Source organism: Clostridium gallinarum (assembly GCF_014836325.1).
Lineage (GTDB): Bacteria > Bacillota > Clostridia > Clostridiales > Clostridiaceae > Clostridium > Clostridium gallinarum.
In genome coordinates, this window is the sequence record NZ_JACSQZ010000017.1 from 1 (window position 1) to 25,851 (window position 25,851).

Annotated in this window: 21 protein-coding genes; 19 read left to right on the forward strand and 2 right to left on the reverse strand. The window is 25.7% G+C overall.

Annotated features, from left to right (window positions below):
* Together H9660_RS06525 and H9660_RS06530 are read right to left on the reverse strand one after the other, a co-directional pair.
* Positions 1-230: hypothetical protein (locus H9660_RS06525; RefSeq protein ID WP_191749562.1), on the reverse strand; the 230-nt coding region annotated here is incomplete at its 3' end.
* A gap of 81 nt (positions 231-311) precedes the next feature.
* Complete coding sequence (locus H9660_RS06530) at positions 312-542, reverse strand: hypothetical protein (protein WP_191749563.1); 231 nt, start codon at positions 540-542, stop codon at positions 312-314.
* A 184-nt stretch (positions 543-726) separates the two neighbouring features.
* Between H9660_RS06530 and H9660_RS06535 the strand changes: the two genes are divergently transcribed.
* The 19 genes from H9660_RS06535 (at position 727) to H9660_RS06625 (ending at position 25,796) form a co-directional block, all read left to right on the forward strand.
* Positions 727-1,842: a hypothetical protein gene (locus H9660_RS06535; protein ID WP_191749564.1), complete on the forward strand. Its 1,116-nt coding sequence runs from the start codon at positions 727-729 to the stop codon at positions 1,840-1,842.
* Between the two features lie 36 nt (positions 1,843-1,878).
* Positions 1,879-2,541, forward strand: a complete 663-nt coding sequence (locus tag H9660_RS06540) for a nitrilase-related carbon-nitrogen hydrolase (protein WP_191749565.1) — start codon at positions 1,879-1,881, stop codon at positions 2,539-2,541.
* Positions 2,463-3,053 carry a hypothetical protein gene (locus H9660_RS06545; RefSeq protein WP_191749566.1) on the forward strand — a complete coding sequence of 197 codons (591 nt, stop codon included), beginning with the start codon at positions 2,463-2,465 and terminating at the stop codon, positions 3,051-3,053. The genes H9660_RS06540 and H9660_RS06545 overlap by 79 nt, the downstream gene beginning before the upstream one ends.
* Positions 3,054-3,535: 482 nt before the next feature.
* Positions 3,536-5,752 carry a DEAD/DEAH box helicase family protein gene (locus tag H9660_RS06550; protein WP_191749567.1) on the forward strand — a complete coding sequence of 739 codons (2,217 nt, stop codon included), beginning with the start codon at positions 3,536-3,538 and terminating at the stop codon, positions 5,750-5,752.
* Positions 5,745-6,278, forward strand: coding sequence for a hypothetical protein (locus H9660_RS06555; RefSeq protein WP_191749568.1), 534 nt, complete (start codon positions 5,745-5,747; stop codon positions 6,276-6,278). Before H9660_RS06550 ends, H9660_RS06555 begins: the two co-directional genes overlap by 8 nt.
* 132 nt (positions 6,279-6,410) lie before the next feature.
* On the forward strand, positions 6,411-8,084 hold the full coding sequence (locus tag H9660_RS06560) for an AAA family ATPase (protein WP_207729431.1): 1,674 nt from the start codon (positions 6,411-6,413) through the stop codon (positions 8,082-8,084).
* Positions 8,085-8,204: 120 nt separating this feature from the next.
* Entirely contained in the window at positions 8,205-9,023 is an 819-nt protein-coding gene (locus H9660_RS06565) for a CsxC family protein (protein WP_479927580.1), read from the forward strand.
* A 241-nt stretch (positions 9,024-9,264) separates the two neighbouring features.
* Entirely contained in the window at positions 9,265-10,029 is a 765-nt protein-coding gene (locus H9660_RS06570) for a CsxC family protein (protein WP_191749570.1), read from the forward strand.
* Positions 10,029-10,229, forward strand: coding sequence for a hypothetical protein (locus tag H9660_RS06575; RefSeq protein WP_191749571.1), 201 nt, complete (start codon positions 10,029-10,031; stop codon positions 10,227-10,229). The genes H9660_RS06570 and H9660_RS06575 overlap by 1 nt, the downstream gene beginning before the upstream one ends.
* A gap of 397 nt (positions 10,230-10,626) precedes the next feature.
* Positions 10,627-17,544 carry an NPCBM/NEW2 domain-containing protein gene (locus tag H9660_RS06580; protein ID WP_191749572.1) on the forward strand — a complete coding sequence of 2,306 codons (6,918 nt, stop codon included), beginning with the start codon at positions 10,627-10,629 and terminating at the stop codon, positions 17,542-17,544.
* A gap of 123 nt (positions 17,545-17,667) precedes the next feature.
* Positions 17,668-18,579 carry a LysR family transcriptional regulator gene (locus H9660_RS06585; protein ID WP_191749573.1) on the forward strand — a complete coding sequence of 304 codons (912 nt, stop codon included), beginning with the start codon at positions 17,668-17,670 and terminating at the stop codon, positions 18,577-18,579.
* A 151-nt stretch (positions 18,580-18,730) separates the two neighbouring features.
* Positions 18,731-19,843, forward strand: a complete 1,113-nt coding sequence (locus H9660_RS06590; protein ID WP_191749574.1) for a 5-methyltetrahydropteroyltriglutamate--homocysteine S-methyltransferase — start codon at positions 18,731-18,733, stop codon at positions 19,841-19,843.
* Between the two features lie 223 nt (positions 19,844-20,066).
* A complete protein-coding gene (locus tag H9660_RS06595; protein ID WP_191749575.1) occupies positions 20,067-21,242 on the forward strand; it encodes a serine hydrolase domain-containing protein in 1,176 nt (391 codons plus the stop codon).
* 285 nt (positions 21,243-21,527) lie between these two features.
* Positions 21,528-22,037 carry a ferritin gene (locus H9660_RS06600; RefSeq protein ID WP_191749576.1) on the forward strand — a complete coding sequence of 170 codons (510 nt, stop codon included), beginning with the start codon at positions 21,528-21,530 and terminating at the stop codon, positions 22,035-22,037.
* An 88-nt stretch (positions 22,038-22,125) separates the two neighbouring features.
* Positions 22,126-22,431 carry a hypothetical protein gene (locus H9660_RS06605; protein ID WP_191749577.1) on the forward strand — a complete coding sequence of 102 codons (306 nt, stop codon included), beginning with the start codon at positions 22,126-22,128 and terminating at the stop codon, positions 22,429-22,431.
* 146 nt (positions 22,432-22,577) lie between these two features.
* Positions 22,578-23,867 (forward strand): uracil permease, encoded by a 1,290-nt coding sequence (gene uraA, locus H9660_RS06610; protein WP_191749578.1) that lies wholly within the window; start codon positions 22,578-22,580, stop codon positions 23,865-23,867.
* Between the two features lie 123 nt (positions 23,868-23,990).
* Positions 23,991-24,155, forward strand: a complete 165-nt coding sequence (locus H9660_RS06615) for a hypothetical protein (RefSeq protein WP_191749579.1) — start codon at positions 23,991-23,993, stop codon at positions 24,153-24,155.
* An 85-nt stretch (positions 24,156-24,240) separates the two neighbouring features.
* On the forward strand, positions 24,241-25,125 hold the full coding sequence (locus H9660_RS06620; protein ID WP_191749580.1) for a DMT family transporter: 885 nt from the start codon (positions 24,241-24,243) through the stop codon (positions 25,123-25,125).
* 296 nt (positions 25,126-25,421) lie between these two features.
* Positions 25,422-25,796 (forward strand): hypothetical protein, encoded by a 375-nt coding sequence (locus H9660_RS06625; RefSeq protein WP_191749581.1) that lies wholly within the window; start codon positions 25,422-25,424, stop codon positions 25,794-25,796.
* The last annotated feature ends 55 nt before the right edge of the window (positions 25,797-25,851 follow it).

Below are 25,851 nucleotides of genomic sequence, written 5' to 3' on the forward strand. Positions count from 1 at the left end.
AAGATAAATATATAAACATTAATTCCACCAGATGGTTGTAATCTGCTAGAAGTAACGTCATCATATATTATTTCATATTTACCTATTTTAATTAGATAATAATTTTCTTTGATTTTTATATCATAATCTAAATTAAATTCTTTAGCTATCTTCCATACTATAAATTTAGTGAACTTATAGCAAGTACATTTCTTAGATAAAAAATCTATTAATAATGAATCTAGATACATAAGTAATTAACCTTTCATATGTTATGTTATTTATCTTATAATCTTAAATTAAAGATTTGCTTTTTAATGAAAATGTGCTATCTATAGTTTATCAATATCCTTTCTTTTTAATGGAATACCATTAAAATCAGATCCACCAATATCTTTTTTTCTTTTTAATGGAAAAGAACCAAAAGTAAAATTATCAATAGATTCACCAATGTCTTTTCTTCTGTTACTCAAAGGAATATTATTTTTCTCTTTGTTAAATTCAGAGATATCTAATGTATTTTCTTCAATATTAAATTCACTTGTTTTTAAATTTTCTGTCATTTTAAAATCACATCCTATAAATTAATTTAGAATATTATAAACAAAAAAATATAATTAGTAAAATTTTAGGTTATTTTTAATTATTTTACATAGGATTATTAGTATTAAATGTGTTAATTTAACAAAAGTTAAAAGGTCATATTAAACTATATTTAACATATTTAGAAATGAAAAGGAGATAAAGATGCCTAAAAATGATACTTTAGAAATACAAAAGTTTATAAAAGATTTAGGAGAATACTTAGGATTCATATCTAAAGTTGAAGTGAATTTAGATAGAGACAATTATTATTCTTCAATATATGATGTTATATGGTTTTTAGATTTAAGTGAAAATTTTAATATAGAAGTTTTAAAGAAATATATATCCCCTGATGTAGTAGAAAATAAATTGAAATTAATTCCTATAGCTGCTTTTGAGATAGAGGGAGCAGCAACTAGTAGTAAGAATCAAATAGGAAATATAACTAACTTAACTTTTGGAAATGTATTAAATAAATTTATTATAGTCAATAATGAAGCCGCTATTCCAGAGAAAGACACTTATAGAAGAGGACTTAATATAACAAGATATTTTAATGAATGTTTAGGAAGTTCAAATTTAATATTTTTAGATTGGTGTCAAGTGAAAAATACATATGAGTGGTTAAAGATAAAAGAAGAAGATAAAAAGATAGAAGTTAATACTTCTTATACTAAAACAAGAAAAGGTAGTGGAGGAGAAAATAGATCTATACAAATATTTGACTATATTTTTAAAGATTTAAATTCAATTGGTTTAGAAATAAAACAAGACTATACATCAGATAAATTTAAAATGAAGTATTATTTAGAGGATTATATATCAAGAAAAATAGACATATTGGATGAGGAACTTGAATTTTATTTTAAAAGAAAAGCATATAAAGATCCAAATGAAAAAAATATTTTTGAATTAAATAGAATAAATAATAAGTATTATTTACCTAAATTAGATATAGTTTTAGGATTTAATCTTCCTAAAAGCTTTATAAAATGGATTAAAAGAATAGCTAAGAATATGGAAAATGATATTTTGAATAATGAATTAATATTTTCAATAAATAATAATAAAATCAAAGATGTTTTTATACCTTTAATATCTATAGAAATTGAAAGTGAAGTTAATAAACATTTAAATGGAGCAATAATTAATATGTGGAAAAATTCATATATGGGTATATTATTTTCTAAAAAGCAGGCATTAGGACATTTAGAGTATTTTAAAAATAATGGATGTAATAATATTTATTTTTGTGACTATGAAAATATTGAAAATTAATTGAATAATAAGAAAAATTAGAAAGGATATAAATATATGAAAATAGGATTGTTTTTACAAGATACTAGATTATCAATAGAAGAAATGAATAAAAACTTTGATAGAGTTTTGAAGAATGCTAAAAAAAATAATTTGGATTTACTTGTCTTTCCGGAGCATTTTTATTGTCCAGATGAATTAGAATTAGAAAATTTAAATTATCTTAATTATGGAGATGATAGTTCTAATGCTAATGAGATAGTAGATATATTAAGAAAATATGCAAAGAAAGCAAATTGTCCAATAATTATAAGTAGATCTGATTTTAATGGATTTATATATGGATTATTTATTTCTCCATTTGAGGAAGGAATAAAGTATTATGGAAAGCATATAGCAACACAGATATCTTCTTTTGATTTAGAGGATTACAAGGAAGTTGTAAATGACATATTCTATCCAGTAGAATATAAAGGATATAATATAGGAATTACAATATGTTATGATTCTAATAATCTACTTTTCAGTAAATGTTATGATGATGTTGATATATTAATAAATTTGACTGGTGGACATGTTGATTATAAAAAGTGGTATATATATCAAAGATCAAGAGCTTTAGAAAATAAATGTAATTATTTATGTACTATGGCATATTACAGAGAAAATGCAAAAATGATTCATATGTATTTGGTTTTGATGGATATGGTAAAAAATTAGATTTTATAAATATAAATAATTACTCTAATATAGAAAGAAATACTCCAAATGGACTGTATGTATTTGAAATAGATAAAAAGAGAAGTGATTTCGAAAAGTTTGATAAAAATAAAAGTGAAGTTGATGAATTTATAAATGGAGTAGAAACTGTAAGTAAAAACATAAGTGTAGAGTTAAGTATAGATGATATTGAAAAATTAATAAATAAGAAAAATAAAATTGAAGATGGGCTATATATAAAGAATATTAATGAAGATAATTTAATTATTGCTTATTTAGAAAATGATGAAATAGAAGATCCTTTAAATATTTTAAAATTATTATATAGTAAAAATTTGAAAGACATAAAAAATAAGAAATATTTAATATTAAATAAATGGAATTCTTTGGATTATAAATATTATGAAACAAAACTTTCAACAATTTTAAAATCAAGAGCAGCAGAAAATTTTTGTGCTGTAATATTATTAAGTAATATAAAAAATCAATGTATACAGGTAGGTTTAAATTAGAATGTACAATTAGTTAAATATGAAAATAATAAATACGGAATAGATTTAAAAAGAGCTACAGGACCAGAATCGTTTTGGAAAAATAATAAGACTATAGGAGTAAAAGCAAAATGGAGAAATGTATATGAAAGACTTTTAAATAGTATATTAATAATAAATGATAAAGGAAAAATTTTATAATTATTTAAAGTGGTATATATTGTTCAGTTATTAAAATAAATTTAGATTATAATCTATATAATTAATTAAATATAAGTATATTCCTAAAATAAATCATCATTGTATATAAAGGTATAATGGTGATTTATTATTATGTAAAAATCTAATATATACTTGTCGATAAATTGGAAAAAGTGTTGAAAATATTTCCTTTAATAATATTAATGTTATAATTATTTAGTATGAATATAATGTAAAATATGTTTAATTATTATAGTAATATAAAGTGTAATATTAGGGGATTAAGATAAGGAGATTTAATTATGAAAGATATAGTAAAATTAAATTATGCAGGAACTAAAAAAGTAAATGAAGGTAAGAATCCAAGAGTTTTATATGAACATCAAATAGAAGCTATTTCTAAATTAAATGAAATTAATAAGAGAGCTTCTTTTAGTTCTTTGTTAGTTTTACCAACTGGTGGGGGAAAGACAGCAACAGCAGTTTACTGGCTTTTAAAGGAAGCTGTAAATAATAAAAAGAAAATTTTATGGGTAGCCCATAGGCATTTATTATTAGAGCAAGCAGCAGAAACCTTTAAAAACAATGCATATTCTAATTTACTTTATAACATATCAGAATTTAGTTATAGAATAGTTTCTGGAAAGCATGATAGAGCAATACATATAAAACCATCTGATGATATTCTTATAATTAGTAAAGATAGTGCTATTAAGAATTTAGATTATATAAATAAATGGATAGGTAAAGATGAAGAAATATATTTAGTAATAGATGAAGCTCATCATTCAATTGCCAAGTCTTATAGAAAATTAATAGATAATATATATGATAAAGTGAAGAATGTTAAATTACTTGGTTTAACAGCAACACCTTTTAGAACGGCTGATAATGAGGAAGGTCTATTAGCTAAGATATATAAAGATGGAATAGTATTTAAAATAGATTTAAAGGATCTAATAAAGAAAGAAATATTATCTAGACCAAACTTTGAAGAGTGTGAAACGGAAATAAACTTTGGAGATAATCTAGGTCTAAAGGCTATTAAAAGTATTGAAAGTTTAGATACCCTTCCAGAAGATGTAGCACAAAAAATAGCAGAGAATAAAGAACGTAATAGATTAATAGTAAATAAGTATTTAGAAAAGAAGAATATATATGGACAAACTATTGTTTTTGCAGTAAATAGGGTACATGCCTTTGCTTTAAGAAAGTTATTTGAAGAATCAGGAGTAAAAGCAGAAGTAATAGTTTCAGGAACTTTTTTAGAATTTACAGGTGTTGATATATCTAATGAAGCCAATGAAGAAAATATAAGAAAATACAGAGATGGCGAAATTCAAGTACTTATAAATGTAAATATATTAACTGAAGGTATTGATTTGCCACAAACTAAAACTGTATTTTTAACCAGACCAACTATTTCTACTATATTAATGACTCAAATGATTGGTAGAGCATTAAGAGGAGAAAAAGCTGGTGGAACTAAGGAAGCACATGTAGTTAGCTTTATTGATGATTGGAAGGAGCGTATAGCTTGGGTAAATCCAGAGCTTACTCAAGAAAATAATGAGTTTGCAGATAATAATTATGATAATGAAAAGAAATTATTAAGGCTTATTTCAATAAAGAAGATAGAGGAATTTGCTATGTTAATGGATGAAACTGTTGATACTAGTGAGTTAGAAAAGATTGAATTTATGAAAAGAGTACCTTTAGGTATGTATGCCTTTACTTTTATTGATGATAATAGTATGGAGAAAAATCATCAGGTATTAGTTTATGATAGTACAAAAGATATGTATGAAGAATTTATAAATGATCTACCATTGATTTTTGAAGCTCATAACATTAATGAAGAATATATAGAAGATGATGTTATGAATAAATTATTAGATGAAGTAGAAAATACATATTTCAACGAAAATATGCTACCTAAATATGATAAAGAAGATATAAAGAATATACTTAAATACTATGCAGAAAAGGAATGTAAGCCTAAATTTATTACTTTTGAAGATGTAGATAGAGAATCTTTAAACTTAAAGACTATAGCTTTAAATATAATAGAAAAAGATATGAGACGTTCAGAAATAAATGATTATATTGAAGGTCTTTGGAATGATGAAAATCAGATAATAAAAATATACTTTAATAAGAAACTTTATTTTAAACAACAATTACAGAAGCAAATAGATATTTTAGAAAATCCAGAAGATTATCCTATTGAAGATTCAGACTTTATAGAAGAGACTAGAGAATTAGAAAAACTATCTATTAATGAAATAGAAAGAATATCTCCTAAAAAAGCAAAGGAAATAAAGGATAAGGTATATTATAAATTTACAAACAAAGATGGAACTTATTATTGTAAAGCTTGTGGCTATGAATCTAACTATAAAGGGTTATTTCAAATAGATCATATAAAACCTATGGCTAAAGGTGGACTTACTATTCTATCTAATTTACAACTTTTATGTAAAAATTGTAACAAGGTAAAAGGAGATAAGTATGAGTAAATATTTGTATACTCCTAAAGATATAGCAGTTTTCTTTGATTATAGTGATTTTAGAAAATCAGACGAAAAAATGGTAAGAGAAGATTTATGGGAAAATAGAGATATTGTTTTAGATCCTAAATACAGAAAAGATAAAAAGAAATTTATAAATGAAATATCAAAATATATGGTTATATTAAGCTTAAAAGAACACAAAAAAGAATTAGAGGAAATAAACACAATCTTTGAAGAACTAGGAAGTGAATATGAAATGAATCTATTAGAAAGAGAAGAATACTATGTAGAAGCTTTCTTTAGATTTATAAAGCTTAGATTAACATATATAGAAAACTATAATTTTGTAAGACTAAAACTAAGAACACTATTAAGAAACTTTGGTTATAAAAGAAGAAGTGAAAATATAGTTAATAACATAAAAAGAACAATGAAAGCTTTAAAATTGGAGTCTTATTTAAGAGATTATCAACCTTGTGATATAAATGAAATAGATATAGATGACACTTTAATAATAAGATTAAAAGAATAATATATGCAATAATTAAGGTTAATAAATATGGAGATGAAATTATTAAAATACTAAATTATAATGGTGATTAAAATATGGTATAATAATTAATAATAAAGTGAGAAATTTTAAGCTAGAAAGAAGGTGTATATTATGAAAAAAATAGCTTTAGGTCATAGTGACTTTAAAACATTGATAGATAATGATGATTATTTTGTGGATAAAAGCCTTTTAATAAAAGAATTACTTGAAGATAGATCTCAAATAGTTTTAATTCCAAGGCCAAGAAGGTTTGGTAAAACTCTTAATTTATCCATGGTAAGATACTTTGTTGAAAAATGTGATGAAGATAGAAGATATCTTTTTAACAACCTTCTTATAGAAAAAGAAGAAGAGATAATGAAAAAGCAAGGTATATATCCAACAATATATTTAACTTTTAAAGATGAAAAGCACGATAGCTTTGATGATTTTGAGATGAAGTTAAAAGTGTTTATGTCTGAAACATATAAAAGTCACTATTATTTGTATGAACATTTAAAATTTGATGATGATAAAGAGTTTTTTGATAAAACTATTAATAGAAAAATAACAAAGGCAGAAGTAGAAATAGCTTTAAGAAAATTGAGTAATTATCTTTATGACTATTATGGTGAAAAAGTTATTATTTTAATAGATGAATATGATACACCAATTCAATATAGTTATTTCTCAGGGATATATGATGAAACAATTAATTTTATGAGAAACTTTTTATCTAATACCTTAAAGGATAATATATATTTAGAAAAGGCAATGCTTACGGGTATACTAAGAGTAGCTAGAGAGTCTATATTTTCTGGACTTAATAATTTAGATGTTTATTCAGTGCTTAGAGAAGAGTATTCAAAACAATTTGGATTTACGGATGTAGAAATAGAAAATATATTAAATGATTTTAATATATTAGAGCAAAGAGAAGAATTTAAAAAATGGTACAATGGATATATTTTTGGAAACACAGTAATATATAATCCATGGTCGGTTTTATCTTATTTAAAGGATAAAGATGATTATTTTAAGCCATATTGGGTAAATACATCAGAAAATAAAATAATAAAAACTATCTTAGCTAAGGGGAGTGAGGATTTAAAAAAATCCTTTGAAGAACTGCTTAGAGGAAATACTATAGAAACTAAAATAGATGAAAATATAGTAATGGCTGATATAGAAAGAGATGAAAATAATATATGGAGTTTTTTATTAATGTCAGGCTATCTAAAGGTTGTAGGAAAGAGAAGAGAAGGAAAAGAATTTTACTATAGCTTAAAAATTCCTAATTTAGAAGTTGAATTAATGTATGAAAAAATTATCCGTGATTGGCAAAGTGAAAGTTATATAGCTTCAGAATATAATGAAATGCTTAAGGCACTTGTAAATTTTGATTTTAAAGTATTTAAGAAAATATTTGCAAGATATGTAAGAGAAAGTTTTAGCTATTTTGATGTAAGTGGTAAAATGCCAGAGAAAGTATATCATGCATTTACTTTAGGGCTTTTAGTATCATTAAATAGAACTCATCAAGTATTATCGAATAGAGAATCAGGTTATGGAAGATATGATGTAATGGTAATACCAAGAGATATTAGTAAGTTAGGAATTATAATAGAGTTTAAAAGGTATGATGAAGAAGATGAAGAAAGCTTAGAAGAATTAATAGAAGAAGCTAAAAATCAAATAGAAGATAAAAAGTATGAAACAGAACTTTTAGATAGAGGAATAAGTAAAATAAAGAAGTTAGTTATAGTATTCAAAGGAAAAGAAGTTTTCATAAATGATGTAAGTTAAAAACTAGTCCTTAATTAAATTAAGGGCTAGTTTTTATTATGTATATATTTAAATTTATATATAGACACAAAAATCTATATTTTAGATATTATATAATATAAGCTTTAATGAAATATTTTAATTAATAAGACCGAGGAGGAAAAGTTATTTATGAATAATAACAAAATAAATACTAATGATAATATAGCTGAAAATGCAGCTATGATAGGTCAATGTGCTGAGGTTAAGACTTTACAGCAATCTTTTACTGAACAAACTTCTGTAACTCCAAGTGTAATTGCACCAGGACCTGTAGTTGTTAAAATTCCAGTTGTAATAGCTGAGACTAATATAACAATACCAGTAGAGGCTACTATTAAATTAGATTATCCTGCTATAGAAATTAAGAGAATAAGAAAAAATGTATATTTAACTCAATCTAGAGTTATTCCATTTTCTCAAGATGGTCAATTTGGTACTGGAATACTATTTATAGCTGGATTTATAAGAAAGAATATAGAGTATGCAACTAAAACTTGTAGTAGATATGGATCTCATAATGTTTGTGGTAATATAAGACATTGTACAGTTGAAGTACCTTTCAATTTTACAACAAGGATTACTTTCCGTAGACCACCAATATTTGTTACAAATCAACCTCAACTTGAAGTAGAATTCTTCACAGATAAAAATAAGAGTTGCGATGCTTGTGCAGATCCTGTTATTGGACGTAATGTTTGTGATCAAAGCTTTTTCAATTCAGAATACTTTAACGAAAAACCTTTTACTGAATTAGTAAGAGCAGATATTGCAGAAGTTGATATTCATGCAGATCCTTATAGAGATTGTGAAAATCCAACAGAACAACTTTTCAATAAATTAACAGAAAAAATTGTAGTTAATTTAACATTGAAAGTGTTACAAAATCAACAAGTAAATGTTACAGCATTAGGATTATAAAAATTATAAATTTATGAAGTTAATTTAAAAATTATTCTATAAAGTGTCAATCACTTAAGTTAAAAGTTATATTTTCTAAGTTTATCCCTGACAATACTTAATACAAGTGTTGTCAGGGATTTTTAGCTATAAAATTATAATTATATTCTGCTTAGTACAGCAAATATGTAATATGTATATTATATATTAGATGATTAAATGAATATATTAAAAAATATCATAAAAAGGAGAGTGACATAAAATGGATAATGATAAGAATACAAATGAAAATATATCTATAGATGCTCCTTGTAAAACTATTGTTTCTCAAGTAGAATCTTTTACTAAACAAAATATTTTAAATATAAATGAAATTTCATCAGGATCTTTAATAGTTAAAATTCCAGTTGTCTTAGCAGATGTAAATATTATATTTAATTTGGAGTCTAATATTAAATTAGACAGATTAGCTAGTGAAATTAAAGAAGTTAAAAAAAATGTCTTTTTAACTCAATCTAATATTATTTCAGTTTCAGAATATGATGAACCTAATTCAGGAATATTATTTATAAAAGGTTTTATAAGAAATAATATTCAGTATATACCACAAAAATATAGTGTGCCTATAAGTAAAAATACTTATGGGAATTTAAGATATTGTATAGTTGAGACGCCTTTTGAATTTAATACAAATATTAATTTTATTAAAAAACCTATTTTTAATAAAAATTCTACTCAAGATGAATTAGATTTTTACAATTATAAAATTGATTATAATACTAAATTAGATAAAGTTATTGAACATAACATTTGCGATGAAAATATTTTATTTACAGAAATATTTAATGAAAACCCCTTTATTGAACTAATAAGAGCAGATATTCTTGAAGTCGATATTAATAAAAATTCAGTTTTAAAAGACATAAATAATACAGAAGAAATTGTTACTAATATTACTGAAAAATCAGTTGTAAATTTGACGTTAAAAGTCTTACAAAGACAAGAAGTGAAAATCAGTATATTATAATGAATGAATATCTATGTAATTTTTTAATTAAGTGTGTAACTCTAAGAAATAGATTTGCTCATGATTACTATAAAAGAGATATTGCAGAAAAAGATATTATTAAATTTTGCCACTCAGAAATAATATACTTAGATATATTTTTAGAATATTCTTCTGATTTAATAAAGTTAAATTACAAAATAAATAGTGAAAAATCTTAATATATAATTAATTTAAAGGCTTGAGTAAAAAACTAAGCCTTTTATTTTTTACTTAAAAGGCAATATAAAATTAGTTTAATTATAAATTTAATTTAATTTAAAATTTAATTAAATTAATATTGACAAAATAAAAGGTATTTTATATGATAAAAATATAAATGTAAAATATATCCTCACTAAGAAAAATTTCTTAGATAATAAAAATTAATTAATAATTATTATTGACATAATAAAAGAAAATTATTATTATATAATAAGAAAATATTGGGGATAAAAAAGTATAAATATAATTAAAAATAAGATAATATTTTATAAAAAAGATGTATTATTTGTATAAAAATTATTTAGTTATAAATAATTTGGTTTACTTTTTAATACTATTATGAGGAGGATAAATATGAACAAAAAGAAGATTGCTGCTGTAATTGTTGCTGCACTAACAATTAATGTTACAGCACCAAATATAAACGCTTTTGCTGCTGTGAATAATACACAATATTCTCAAGAAGTACAAGCTACTGAAACTAAGGTTTCAAGATTTGATATATATTATTCAAAATATAAAGATAATTATGATAAAGAATTTAAAATGGATAACTCCAATATAAAAAGTATAACTAGTACTGGCGGAAATTTAAGAAATACTGTATCTACTGATAATATAATAGATGGAAAGTTAGATACTTATTGGGAAACAGGTAAGCATACATCAAATGATTTTAAAAATGAATTAACATTTACTTTAGAAAAAGAAACTACATTAAATAGAATAGCATATAGATCCGCATGGAATACAGTTGGATTTGCTGAAGATTTTGAAATATTAGCATCTGAAACAGAGGATGGAGACGATTTTGAATTAGTAGCAGAAGCAACAGCAACTAAAACAGCTGATGTTGTAGAAATTAAATTTAATCCAACAAAATTTAAGAGAATTAAATTTAGATTTAAAAATAATGGAACTGCAACAGCATCAGAAATGATGTTCTATGAAGAAGATACGGTTTTAGATAAAGCAAATAGATTATTTACTGATAATTCAATGTCAAAAGTTTCAGATGAGTTTAATAATAAAGAAGCTATAGACAACCTAGAATTAGAATTAAAAGAACATCCATTATATGAAGAATATAAAGAAAATATTGAAAATGCAAGAAGTTTATTAAATCAAATAAAAATAGAATCTAGTGAAGCAACAGTTTCAAAGTTTGATACGTACTACTCGTCAAATAGAGAAGCGTATGATAAAGAATTTAAAATGGATAATTCAAATATACAAACTTTAACTAGTACAGGTGGCTCATTAAGAGACAGTGTATCTGTTAGCAAAATTATAGATGGAAAATTAGATACATATTGGGAAACTGGTAAGCATACGACAAATGATTTTAAAAATGAATTAATATTTACATTAAGAGATGAAACAGTTTTAAATAGAATAGCATACAGATCTGCATGGAATACAGTTGGGTTTGCAGAAAATTTCGAAATCTGGGCATCGAGCACAACTAAAGGAGATACATTCCAATTAGTAACAAGTGCTACAGCAAGCAAAACAGCAGATATGGTAGAAATTAAATTTAATCCAACGAAATTCAAGAGAATTAAATTTGTATTTAAAAATTCAGGTACAGCAACAGTATCAGAAATGATGTTCTACAAAGAAGATTCAGCTTCAGATAAAGTAAAGACAATATTTACAGATAACACATTTACTAAAGTAAGTGAAGAGTTTAATAGCTTAGAAAGTTTAAATACTTTTGAAGAAAGTGTTAAAAACCATCCATTATATAATGAATTTAAACAAATAATAGAAGATGCAAAAGCAGTAGTTTCAAGCAAAGAAATAGTAGCTACAGAAGCAACTATGAGACAAGCTTCATATGTAGCTAATGAAAAATATAATGATCTATATAGAATGTCTTATGAAAATATACAATCAATAAGCAATAATGGTGGACATTATGCAAGTCAAAAAATAGACTATGCTGTAGATGGAGATTTAACTAGCTACTGGGAAACTTCAAAAGGAAATAGTAATACTTTCAAGAATGAAGTTGAAGTTACATTTAAAAACTCAGTAAAATTAGACAGAATAGTATATGCACCAAGACAAAGTGACTTAAAAGGATTTGCAACAAAAGTTGAAATATATGCATCAACAACAAGTAAGGGTGATACATACCAATTAGTTGCAACAGGAGCATATAACAAGGTTTCAGGATTTGTAGAAGCTAAATTTAATGAAACAGAGTTTAAGAGAGTTAAATTTAAGTTTGTAAACTCAGATCAAAACTGGGCAAGCTTAAGTGAAATAATGTTCTATACAAAGGATGATGTACAAGATGCTGTAGATAGATTATTTACAGACAAGACTTTAAGCAAAGTAAGTGAAGAATTTAATACTATAGAAAAATTAAATGAACTTGAAGAAAAAGCTAAAACTCATCCTTTATATAGTCAACTTAAGGAATCAATCGAAAATGCTAAAATAGTATTAGAAAACAAGAAAATAGAAGCAACAGAAGCTACTATGAGAAAAGCTTCTTATGTTGAAAATGAAGATTATAATAACTTATTTAAAGTATCAAGAGATAAAATAGAATCAATTAGCAACAATGGCGGAAAGTATTGGGATCAAGTAATTGGAAATGCTATAGATGGTAACTTAAGCACTTACTGGGAAACAGCAACTGGAAATAGCAATACTTTCAAGAACGAAGTTGAAATTACATTTAAAGATACAATAAAATTAGATAGAGTAGTATATGCACCAAGACAAAGTGACTTAAAAGGATTTGCAACAAAAGTTGAAATATATGCATCAACAACAAGTAAGGGAGATACATATCAATTAGTTGCAACAGGAACATATAACAAGGTTTCAGGCTTTGTAGAAGCTAAATTTAATGAAACAGAATTTAAGAGAGTTAAATTCAAGTTTGTAAACTCAGATCAAAACTGGGCAAGCTTAAGTGAAATAATGTTCTATACAAAAGATGATGTGCAAGATGCTGTTGATAGATTATTTACAGACAATACTTTAAGCAAAGTAAGTGAAGAGTTTAATACTACAGAAAAATTAAATGCACTTGAAGAAAAAGCTAAAGAACATCCTTTATATAATGAATTAAAGGAATCAATCGACAATGCTAAAATAGTAGTAGAAAATAAAACAATAGAAGCTACAAAAGCAAATATGTCAAAAGTAGATTATAACGAAAATGATGATTATAACAAATTATATAGAATATCATCAGATAAAATAAAATCCATAAAAACTAATGGTGGACAATATGCAAGCCAAAAAATAGAAAATGCTATAGATGGTGATTTATCTACTTACTGGGAAACAGGAAGTTTAAATGGCGGTAGCTTTACAAATGAAGTTGAAGTTGAATTTAATGATATAGTAAAATTTGATAGAGTAGTTTATGGTTCAAGACAAAGTGATTTAAAAGGTTTTGCAACAGAAGTTGAAATATATGGAACTACAACAAGCAAAGGTGATACATATCAATTAATTGCAACAGGATCATATAACAAAGTTTCAGGACTTGTAGAAGCTAAATTTAATGAAACAGAATTTAAGAGAATTAAATTTAAATTCAAAAAGTCAGATCAAAACTCAGCAACATTAAATGAAATAATGTTCTATAAATCTGATGAAGTATGGAATTCTGTAGATTCATTATTTACAGATGGAACAATGAGTGCTATATCAGATAAGTTTAATGGCTTAAATGAAATAAGTGCTTTAGAAGAAACAGCAAAAACTCATCCATTATATGAAAGTAAATTTAAAGAAATAATAGATTTAGCTAAAGAAGTATTAAATAATCCAGTACAACAAGATGTAATGGAATTAGAAATGAGAGGAAACTCTGTAGCTGAAACTAATAATAGAAAAATGTGGGGATTCCAAGATTGGCAGGTAACAGGTATGTCAGCTGTAGCTGGAGATGTTATCACAGTATATGTTGATGTAGAAGATGGAGAACCAACTCCAACATTATTATATAGACAAGCGGCTACACAACATGGTGGCGCAACTACTTTCCAATTAAAGAAAGGTAAAAATGTAATAACTATACCAACAATAGATGCAACGTCAAATGGAATTTTATCTGGAACTATCCAAGGTGGAGAATTATTCTTTACAAACTATAGCAGTGATAGTCAAACAAGAGCACCAAAGGTAAGAATAGAAGGAGCTAAGAAATATCCTGTATTCGTACTTGGTAAATCAGATGAAAATGAAGTAATGAAAGAGTTAGAAGCTTATGTAGCTAAAATAAAAGAAAATCCTTCAACTACACCAAATGTATTTGCAGTTAGTGGAGAAAAATCATTAGGTTTAGTACAAGCTACTTATGCTTTAGATTGGTACACAAAAAATAATAAAACTCCTAAATACACAGCTGAAAGATGGGATCAAATAGTTAGAGAGGCAATGGGCTTCTGGGGATTTGATGGATCAAGTGAAATAAACTCAGATTATAACTTTAGAATAATGCCAATGATGAAAAATCTTACTGGTGGAGTATTTATGAATGCTCATGCTGGTATAATTGGAATAAGACCTGGTAACCAAAACTGTATAGTTGGAGCTGATGTAGGCTGGGGAACAATGCATGAACTTGGTCATAACTTTGATACAACTGGAAGAGCAATAGCTGAAGTTACAAATAATATTATGCCATTATTCTTTGGAGCAAAATACGAAGGTACTACAAGATTAACAAAATTTGATGTTTGGAGTAGAATTTATCCAAAGGTTGGATTAGATGATTATTCTAATAATGCATTATATAATGTAGATGATTCAACAGATTTAGCACAAATAACTCCATTATGGCAATTATACCTATATGACAATACTTTCTATGGTAAGTTTGAACAACAATTCAGAGCAAATAACTATGGAAATAAGACAAGAGAAGATATCTATAAGTCATGGGTTGTAGCAGCATCTGATGCAATGCAATTAGATTTAACTGAGTTCTTCGAAAGACATGGTATAAGATTAAGCGATGAAGCTAAAGCAGAAATATCAGCTAAATATGAAAAACCAGATAAGAAAATTTACTATATAAATGATAAAGCAATTAATTATACAGGTAATGGATTTACAGAAGATGTAAATGTATCAGTAAAAACAGTTGGTTCAAATGGAAATGTAAAACTTGTATTCTCAATAGATGAAGCTAATAAAAATAATCTATTAGGATATGAAATACGTAAAGATGGAAAATATATAGGATTTGCTTATAATGATAGCTTTGTTGATACAAGTTCTAACCTAGATGATGATGAAGTATATACTGTAACTCCATATGATATAAAATTAAATGCAATAGATGAAATAGAAGTTGGAGCTCTTCAGCCAACAATTTCAGTAAATCCAGTAATAACTATAGGATTAGGTGAAGAATTTAATGCTAAATCTTATATTGTAGCTAAGGATATGAAAGGAAATTCAATTGTAGATTCAGTAAAAGTAGAATCTAATGTTAACACATCTAGAACTGGAGAATATGAAGTAGTTTACTTTGTAGAAGGATCAGGTGGAATAGTATACAGTGCTAAAACTAAAGTTAATGTAGTAGCTAATAAAACATACTTAAGTGATATGACTGCAACATCAACAAAGAATGGTTGGGGAACAGTTAGAAAAGATAAGAGTATAAGTGGAGGAACAATATCTTTAAAAAGAGGAGAAGATACTGTTACTTATGCTAAGGGATTAGGTTTACATGCATATTCAGAATATGTATATGATCTAGAAGGAAAAGACTATGAATACTTTGAATCATATATAGGTGGAGATAGAAACTCAAATTCTAGCTTAACATCAATTGAATTTAAAGTTTATGTAGATGGTGTAGAAAAATATAATAGTGGAGTTATGACAAGAGATACAGATCAAAAGTACGTTAAAGTAGATGTTAAAGGTGCTAAAGAGTTAAAATTAGTAATAACAGATGCTGGTAACGGAACAGATGCTGACCATGGTGATTGGGCAGGTGCAAAATTATTCACTATGGAATCTAAACCAACAATAACTGGAGATAACTTAGTATACTCAATGGATGAAGAAGTAGATTTAATGAATGGATTAAAAGCTACTGACTTTGAAGATGGAGATATAACTAAAAATATTACAGTAAAATCTTCAGACTTTGTAAAAGGAAAATCAGGAGTATTTACAATTGTTTATACTGTAACTGATAGTGATGGATTAACTTCAGACTTTACAAGATTTGTGGCAGTTGTTGAAGATGAAGTTCAATTATCAAGTTTAAATTGGAACTCAGCAAGCATAGGATCAGGTAGCATAGGAAAAAATAAAGCTGTAAGCGGTAATGCAATAAGATTATTAGATGAAAATAATGAGGTTAAAACTTTCAAAACAGGTATAGGTACTCACTCATATTCACAAATTGTTTATAATTCAGAAGGATATGATGTATTTGACACATGGGTAGGTATAGATCAACAAGTTGCAGGAAATACTAGCTCAAGTGTTATATTCAAAGTATATGTTGATGGAGTATTAAAAGCTCAAACAGATGTTATGAAGTCAAATACACCAATGGAACGTTTAACAGTAGATGTTAGAAACTCAAAACAATTAAAACTTGTAGTTGAAACATCTACTAACGGAAACACTTGGGACCATGCAGACTGGGCAAATGCTAGATTCTTAAAAGTAGCTAATTATGATAGAACAGAATTAGTAAAAGCTTTAGAAGAAGCAAAAGCTTTAGATTTAACTGATTACACAGAAGAAACTATTAATGTATTAAAAGAAGCAATAGCTAAAGGTGAAGAAACATTAACTTCAAAAGATCAAACTGTAATAGATGAAGCTGTAAAAGCTATAAAAGATGCAGTAAGTGCTTTAACTAAAAAAACAGACTTTACAAGCCTTGAAGAAGCTATAAACCAAAATAGTGATTTAAATGAATTACATTACTTCAAAGATGCTATTACTTCACATAAAGCATTAATAGAAGAAGGTAAAAAAGTTTTAGCTAATGAAGAAGCTACACAAGAAGAAGTAGATGCTATATTAAATAAAATTAATGAATCATCTAAGAACTTAGTTATTAGAGAAAATAAAGTAGAGCTTGAAAAGAAAATTAACGAAGCTAAAGCAATAGAAAAAGGAAGCTATCAAGATGTAAGATGGAATAACTTCTTATATGGAATAGAGTATGCAAGTGCTATATACAATAATCAAGATGCAACAGATCAAGAAGTTAGTACAGCATTATTCATGCTTGATTACTTTAAGAGTGAATTAAAATAATTAATAATCTATAAATTAGTAAAAGAGATTACAATGATTAATTTGTAATCTCTTTTTCTTTATAAATATAACAACAAAAAAATATAAAATCTTATATAATAAATAAAAGGGGGAAAATAAATTATGACATTACAACAATTAAAATATATAGTAACAGTTGCAGATAGTGGAAGCATTAGTGGTGCTGCAAAAGAGCTATTTATTTCTCAACCAAGCTTAACTAATGCTATCAAGGAATTAGAAGAGGAAATGCAAATTACTATATTTAACAGAACTAATAAGGGGATTGTAGTATCAAATAAAGGTAATGAGTTTCTTGCTTATGCTAGACAAGTCCTTGAACAAGTTAACCTTTTAGAAGAAAAGTTTTTAAATATAAAAAAGCAAAGTCCTAGATTTTCAGTATCTACTCAGCATTATTCCTTTGCAGTAAATGCTTTTGTGGATGTTATTAGGGAATTTGGGGGAAATCATTACGATTTTACTTTAAGGGAAACTCAGACCTATGAAATTATTGAGGATGTAAGTAGGCTTAAAAGTGAAATAGGTATATTATATACTTCATCTAAAAATGAGGAAGTAATTATGAAAATTATTAAACAGAATGGGTTAGTTTTTGAAAAATTATTTATTGCAAAACCTCATGTATTCATTAGTTCAAAGCATCCACTTGCTAATAAGAAGGTACTTACTTTAGAAGAGTTAAATGATTATCCATACCTTTCCTTTGAGCAAGGAGATTATAATTCATTTTATTTCTCAGAAGAAATTCTAAGCACCTTGGATCGTAGTAAAAATATAAAGGTAAGTGATAGAGCAACTTTATTTAATCTTGCTGTTGGATTAAATGGATATACAGTAAGTTCTGGAGTTATAAGTAAAGAGCTTAATGGTGAGAATATAATAGCAAAGCCTCTTCTTGTAGATGAACATATGTGTATTGGAACTATAGTTCAAAAAAATATGTCTTTAAGTAGATATGGAAAAGCATATATGGAAGCATTAAAAAATCATTTAGGTGATTACATAAAGTAATTTAAATGTGTTGATATAATGGAAAATATATAATAGGAGTTTGATATAGTTTAAAGCTATAACAAACTCCTATTTTTTTGTATTTTTCAAGTAAGGAAAATTATTCTATACTAAATTTAATAAAAGTTTTAGAGAAAGAGGAGAGAGTTATATGAGTAAAAATGCACCATTTAAATATGATATAGTTGGAAGTTTTTTAAGACCTGATTATTTAAAGAAAGCTAGAAAAGATTATGCTGATGGAGTTATCAATAAGAATGAGTTAAAAATCATAGAAGATAAAGCAATTACAGAATTAATTGAAAAGCAAAAAGAAGTTGGATTAGTTTCAATTACAGATGGAGAATTTAGAAGAAGTTCATGGCATCTTGATTTTATGTGGGGATTTAATGGTATTGGACATCAAAAAACAAAAAATGGTATTCCATTCCATGGAGAGCCTGCTTTAATTGATGATACCTTTCTTACAGGAAAAATCTCTGTGGATTATCATTCCTTTGTAGATGATTTTAAGTTTGTAAAACAATTTGAAGATGAGAATACAGTTGCCCGTCAAACAATACCTGCACCAGCACAATTTTTATTTCAATTGATTACACCTGATAATATAGATAAAACTAGAGAAATTTATCCTGATGAAGAAGAACTTATTAATGATATAGCAAAAGGATATAAAAAGGTAATTAAAGATTTATATGAAGCTGGATGTAAAAATGTTCAATTTGATGATTGTACATGGGGAGTATGTGTAGATCCTAATGCTCTATTTATACTTGGAACTAACGATGAAGGGTTACAAGAAGTAATTGAAAAGTTAATTAGAGTAAATAATCTTGCAATTGAAGACAAGCCTAAAGATATGGTTATCAATACTCATATTTGTCGTGGTAATTTCCATTCAACATGGGCTTGTGAAGGAGCATATGATAGAGTAGCAAAAGATCTTTTTAGAAATGAAGATGTAAATGCTTTTTACTTAGAATTTGATGATGAGCGTTCAGGTGGATTTGAATCACTAAAATATGTAAGTGATGATAAGAAAGTTGTATTAGGTCTTATAACTACAAAATCACCTATACTTGAAAATAAGGAAAATATAATAAATCGTATAAAAGAAGCTTCAAAGTATATTCCACTTGAAAGATTATGTCTAAGCCCTCAGTGTGGATTTGCATCGACAGAAGAAGGGAATAAGCTTACTGAAGAAGAGCAGTGGGCAAAATTAAAATTAGTAAAAGAAATAGCTAATGAAATTTGGGAATAATAGATAAGTTAATATAGCTAAATATATAATTTAAAGAGTAGTATTCAAATACTACTCTTATTTACTCTTTAAAAAAGTTATAAAATATTATCATACAAATAACTTTTTATACTTTACATTATTCTATTTTAAATCATTAAGAGTTCATAAATACAATTAACAGATGAACTTTTTTATTAAAAATGTTAATATATATTTGGAATAAGAATAGATGGAGGGATTTATGAAAAAGAGATATTTACTATTAGGAGTATTATGTGTTTATACTTGTATGCTAACATTAACTTCATGTACTAACAATACTATAGGTATTAGTAATAATATAATTGTAAATGAAGAGTTAAGTCAAAGATATAAAATTGATGAAGCGGTTGAAAAGGTTGTAGAAGTAGGATATGAAGGTTTAGAAAAGTTTTTAGATGAAGAGGCTTTAGATAAAAAGTTACAAGGAACAGTATTAGTTGCTGAAGGGGACAAGATTGTTTTTGCAAAAGCATATGGGTATGCTGATTATGAAAATAATATAGAAAATACACTAACTACACGTTTTGCAATTGCATCAAATACAAAACAGTTTACAGCAGCTGTTATAATGCAATTAGTAGAACAAAATAAAATAGATATTAATGAAACTATAGATAAATATTTTCCAGATTACAAATACGCTAATAAAATTACAGTGAAAAATTTATTGCAAATGAGATCAGGTATTCCAGATTATCTTAATGAAGTGGAAACATTCATGTTAGATGAAGATACTAAAAGTCTTTTAAAAGAATATGAAGATAATGTTTATTATGATAAATATGTTGAAGATGATAGATGGTCTAAAGAATTAATATTAAAGAATATGTATTTAACAGATTTACTTTTTGAACCAAATGAAGAATATGATTATTGTAATACTAATTATTATTTACTTGGTTTAATTATAGAAGAAGCTTCTGGGATGTCTTTTGAAGATTATTTAAATGAATATATATTTAAACCAGCTGAAATGAATAGTAGCAGTTTAGTACCATTAAATTTTGATGCTAAAGGATATGGAAGCAGTGAATCAGGAATAGTTGTAGCTAATCCAGAATTTACTTATGCTGCTGGGGCTATTTATTCAAATATTTATGATATCTTCCGTTGGTGTAGATCTTTACATACTGGAGAGATTATATCAAAAGAATCTTATAATGAAATGACAACACCAGTTGATGATTATGGATATGGACTTTTTATTAAAGAAAATCTTATAAGCCATAGTGGTTTTATAGATGGATTTACCTCAAATACTGAATATGATATAGAAAAAGATCGTACTATAATAGTCTTAGAAAATATTGGACCAGAAAATGATGTTTTAGATGCAAAATATCATACAAGTTTAATAAGAGAATATTTAAATTAATAACACCATGTCAAGTAGACTGAAATAATATAAAATTACATCACTAAGGTATAGCTCTTATATTCAATAGGAGCCATGCCTTTTAATTTTTTTAAGACTTAGTTTTTTAGCTAAGTCTTTTTAATTATTTATAAGTAATTAAATTGTAGATATGAATAATAAAATATCGAAATTCTCCAATTAATTTTAAGTTTAGTATAAAAATTAGTTAAAATCATTGTAAAAAACAATATAAAATGGTATAAAATATAAGAGGGAGATATTATATATAAGGAGGCATATTTTATGTTAAGTGAAAGATTATTAAAGGCATTAAAGGATCAAGTTAATTTTGAATTTTATTCTTCTTATACATATCTTGCAATGGCTGGATATTGTGAATCAATAGATTTAGCTGGTTTTGCGAACTTTTTTAGAGTTCAAGCAAAAGAAGAATTAGATCATGCTATGAAAATATATGATTATATATATCAAAAAAATGGATCAGTTGTCTTAGAACAAATAGATAAGCCAAAAGCAGAATATGATGGAATAATTGATGTATTTGAAAAGGGCTATGAACATGAGCAATTAGTTACTAAGAAGATTTATGAATTAACAGATATTGCTTATGAGGAAAGAGAACATTCAACTATTAGTTTATTAAAGTGGTTTATAGATGAGCAAGTTGAAGAAGAAAATAGTTTTAGCTCATTAGTAAAGAGAGTCAGAAGAATTGAAGATAATCCTGCTGGACTTTATTTAATGGACGATGAATTAGCTGCAAGGGTTTATACATCAAATACAAGCAAATAATTACATAAAAAGGAGTCAATATTTGACTTCTTTTTATATGTATTTTAATATTAAAATACTATTTAAATATATCTTAAGGAGGTAATCTATGAATAACAATATAATACTTATAATTGGAGCTATACTTATAGTAGGAATTATACTTTCATTAGTGAAAAAAGTTTTTAAATTAGCTATTGTTATAGCTATAGTAGGTGTACTTTTATCTGGAAATTTTGCAGTAGGAAAAATAATAGAAGAGAAAGTTAAAAATATCAATATTTCAAGTATAGAGGAGATAAAGTCTGAGATTCCAAATTTCTTAAATAAATTTGTTAATGTAGAAAAAAGTGGTGATACAACAAAGGTAAATATAGATTTATTTTTATATGAAAAAACAATAGAAATAAAATAATTTGTTTTACAGTAAAATAGAATCTATAAAATTTAATAATATTAACAAATTATTAAAAAATATGTTGTATTTAATCGAAAAAAATGATATATTTTATAAAAATACTTTTAATTTAGTTCAGAGAAACTAAGAAGGGAGATAATATTATGTCAAAAAATTCTGAGAATGAAATTCTAATGGTTGATGTTACCGAAAAAGTTCCTATGAAGAGAGCTATTCCTTTAAGTATCCAACATTTATTTGCAATGTTTGGATCATCGGTTTTAGTTCCAATATTATTTAATATTGATCCAACAACTGTATTATTTTTCAATGGTATAGGAACATTGCTTTATGCATTTATAACAAAGAAAAGAATACCAGCATACTTAGGATCAAGTTTTGCTTTTCTAGCACCAACTTTCTTATTATTTAGTGAAGGTTATAATTTCCAAACTGTACAAAGTGGATTTGTAATTTCTGGTCTAGTTTTTTCAATTGTTGCAATTATTGTAGGTTATACTGGGACAGGCTGGATAAACAAATTATTTCCACCAGCAGCAATGGGAGCTATAGTTACTATAATAGGATTAGAACTTGCTACTACAGCAGCTGATATGGCAGGATTTCCTGTTGGAGGATCAAATTCTCCAGAGCTAAATCCAACTTGGGTTATAGTTTCTACAGTAACTCTTTTAGCAGTAATATTAAGTAGTGTCTTATTAAGAGGCTTTTTAAAAGTAATTCCTATATTAATAGGAGTTGTTGTTGGTTACATAACAGCTTGTTTTATGGGGCTTGTAGATTTTACATCTATAGCTAATGCGGGATTTTTTACATTACCACAAATAAAATTAGCACATTTTGATATTACAGCAATCATAACTATACTTCCAGCAACCTTTGTAGTAATAGCAGAACACATAGGACATTTAAAGGTTACTAGTAGTATAGTAGGTAAGGATTTATCTAAAGATCCTGGTCTTCATAGATCACTTTTAGGTGATGGCTTATCAACTATGATTTCTGGTATGTTTGGGTCAGTGCCAACTACTACTTATGGTGAAAATATAGGTGTTATGGCATTAACAAAAGTATACAGTGTATATGTAATATGTGGTGCAGGAATATTTTCAATAATATTAGGGTTTTCTGGTAAGCTTTCAGCTATAATAAGCACAATACCTACTCCTGTAATAGGTGGAGTTAGTATATTATTATTTGGTACAATTGCTACATCAGGACTTAGAACATTTATTGAAGAAAAAGTAGATTTCTCAAAATCAAGAAATTTAATACTTACATCAGTTATATTTATGGTAGGCTTAAGTGGTATAAAATTAAGTATAGGTGTTGTTGAGTTATCTGGAATGGGACTTGCAACTGTAGTTGGAATAGTATTAAATTTAGCATTTATAGTATTTGATAAGCTTGGAATTATGAATGAAGAAGTTTAAAATTAATATTATCAATTAGTTAAAACCTACATAATAGATTTTAAGATCTATTATGTAGGTTTTTGTATTTATATAAGTATTTTTATACATAATATTATTAATAAATTAAAAGGTGGAGATAAAATGTATAAATGTAGATATTGTAAAAAAGAGTTAAATGAAAATAGATTTGAAAACAAAGTAGGAGTATTTTGCAGTGAAGAGCACTATACAAAATACTTAGATAGTTTAAGCAATGAAGAATACATAGAACTTCAAAATAAATTTTGTGTTTGTAGTGATGAGTAATTAAAAATCTTTAAATGATGAATTTTATATAATAATGTAGTAATATATAATGGTAATATAGAATTTAATAATAGAAGGTGATTAAATGAAAGTTAAAGGAATTTTACTTACTATTATATCTGCAATAATTTTTGGCTTTACACCAGCTTTAGCTAGTATAACTTATGGTCTTGGTAATAATTCCTTATCAATGACTTTTTATAGAAATTTCTTTGCTATTCCTTTTTTATTTTTAATACTAAAATATAAAAAGATTCCATTAAAAATAAATATTAAAGAAGTTAAAGATATTTTTATTTTAAGTCTAATAGGCGTCGTACTTACAACAGCTTTACTTTATAGTTCTTATTCATACATTGGGATAGGAGCTGCAACAACATTACATTTTTTATATCCAATGTTTGTTGCTTTAGCGTGTATGTTTATTTTTAAAGAACAACTAGGAAGAGGAAAAATAATTTCTTTAATATTAGCGTTAGTTGGAGTAGCATTTTTTATGGATCTCAAAAGTAATGGAAATATGATTGGTGCTATAATGGCTTTAATATCTGGACTAACTTATGGATTTTATATATTATGGATTGATAAAAGAAATTTAATAAAAATGAATCCATATAAGTTATCTTTTTATGTAGTTACTTTTTCCTCTGTAGAAATGTTAATAGGTAATATTTTTGGAGGATATATAAAACTTAATCTACCTATAAAGGCTTATATATTAATTATATTTTGTTCAGTATTAGCTTCAGTAGTAGGAATAGTTTTATTTCAAATGGGTATTTCTATTATAGGCTCTACATCTGCAGCAATATTTTCTTTGTTTGAGCCAATTACTAGTGTAGTAACTGGAGTTATAATTTTTGATGAAAATATTAATTTGCAAAAGCTTTTAGGCTGTATAATTATTTTTATATCAATTACATATTTAGCAGTAAATAAAGGAGAAAAGAATACAGAAGTTGTAGAATAAAAAAGTGCGTATTTACGTACTTTTTTATTATTTAGGAAATTATATCTATAGACAAATTGTAGATAGCTTTATAAGAGTAGTAAAATTCGTAGTGTAAGAATTAGCACCTTAATAATTTCCTTCCTTCAGTTTACAAAGAGATAAACATTGTATGACGGTGACTTGGAGAGCATGCGACGGAAAAAGGAATATAATGTTTATCTATTTTTTTATTCTATATATTTAAAATTATATTGAAAAGTTAATTTAGTACAATTAAACTTATAATAAAGTATATAAAAGAACAGGAGAAAGATTTGGATAGAAAATTAATTGAAAAAATAATAGGTAAAAAGAATTATGTAGATTTAAATGATGAAATATATATTTTAAGAAATCTTACTTTAGAAATGAGAAAGAATATCATATTCAAAATTGGATTTAGTAAGGACTTAATTATTGATATAAATAATAAGACAAGGAAATCTAAAGAGATAATAAATAATATAATATATGGCTTAGAAAATGATAAATTTACTTTAGGATATACTAATAGTAAAATGTATTTACTAAAATATTTAAAAGATATTAATTTTAATTTAACTGGAATTTTATCTTCATTAAGTGAATTAAATTATGAAAATTTAATTAAAAATACTAATAGTCTAATAGATCTTTTATTGCTATTTTAGTTTAATTAGGAAAATTAAGTGATGTTATTTTTCACTTATAATAAAATTATATATA

Bases quoted from the DNA above. Each gene is read 5' to 3' on its own strand.
- H9660_RS06550 (WP_191749567.1), top strand. From the start codon at position 3,536: ATGAAAGATATAGTAAAATTAAATTATGCAGGAACTAAAAAAGTAAAT.
- H9660_RS06600 (WP_191749576.1), top strand. From the start codon at position 21,528: ATGTTAAGTGAAAGATTATTAAAGGCATTAAAGGATCAAGTTAATTTT.
- H9660_RS06530 (WP_191749563.1), bottom strand. From the start codon at position 542: ATGACAGAAAATTTAAAAACAAGTGAATTTAATATTGAAGAAAATACA.
- H9660_RS06555 (WP_191749568.1), top strand. From the start codon at position 5,745: ATGAGTAAATATTTGTATACTCCTAAAGATATAGCAGTTTTCTTTGAT.
- H9660_RS06585 (WP_191749573.1), top strand. From the start codon at position 17,668: ATGACATTACAACAATTAAAATATATAGTAACAGTTGCAGATAGTGGA.
- H9660_RS06575 (WP_191749571.1), top strand. From the start codon at position 10,029: ATGAATGAATATCTATGTAATTTTTTAATTAAGTGTGTAACTCTAAGA.
- uraA (WP_191749578.1), top strand. From the start codon at position 22,578: ATGTCAAAAAATTCTGAGAATGAAATTCTAATGGTTGATGTTACCGAA.
- H9660_RS06595 (WP_191749575.1), top strand. From the start codon at position 20,067: ATGAAAAAGAGATATTTACTATTAGGAGTATTATGTGTTTATACTTGT.
- H9660_RS06590 (WP_191749574.1), top strand. From the start codon at position 18,731: ATGAGTAAAAATGCACCATTTAAATATGATATAGTTGGAAGTTTTTTA.
- H9660_RS06535 (WP_191749564.1), top strand. From the start codon at position 727: ATGCCTAAAAATGATACTTTAGAAATACAAAAGTTTATAAAAGATTTA.
- H9660_RS06615 (WP_191749579.1), top strand. From the start codon at position 23,991: ATGTATAAATGTAGATATTGTAAAAAAGAGTTAAATGAAAATAGATTT.
- H9660_RS06560 (WP_207729431.1), top strand. From the start codon at position 6,411: ATGAAAAAAATAGCTTTAGGTCATAGTGACTTTAAAACATTGATAGAT.
- H9660_RS06570 (WP_191749570.1), top strand. From the start codon at position 9,265: ATGGATAATGATAAGAATACAAATGAAAATATATCTATAGATGCTCCT.
- H9660_RS06580 (WP_191749572.1), top strand. From the start codon at position 10,627: ATGAACAAAAAGAAGATTGCTGCTGTAATTGTTGCTGCACTAACAATT.
- H9660_RS06605 (WP_191749577.1), top strand. From the start codon at position 22,126: ATGAATAACAATATAATACTTATAATTGGAGCTATACTTATAGTAGGA.
- H9660_RS06540 (WP_191749565.1), top strand. From the start codon at position 1,879: ATGAAAATAGGATTGTTTTTACAAGATACTAGATTATCAATAGAAGAA.
- H9660_RS06545 (WP_191749566.1), top strand. From the start codon at position 2,463: ATGTACTATGGCATATTACAGAGAAAATGCAAAAATGATTCATATGTA.
- H9660_RS06620 (WP_191749580.1), top strand. From the start codon at position 24,241: ATGAAAGTTAAAGGAATTTTACTTACTATTATATCTGCAATAATTTTT.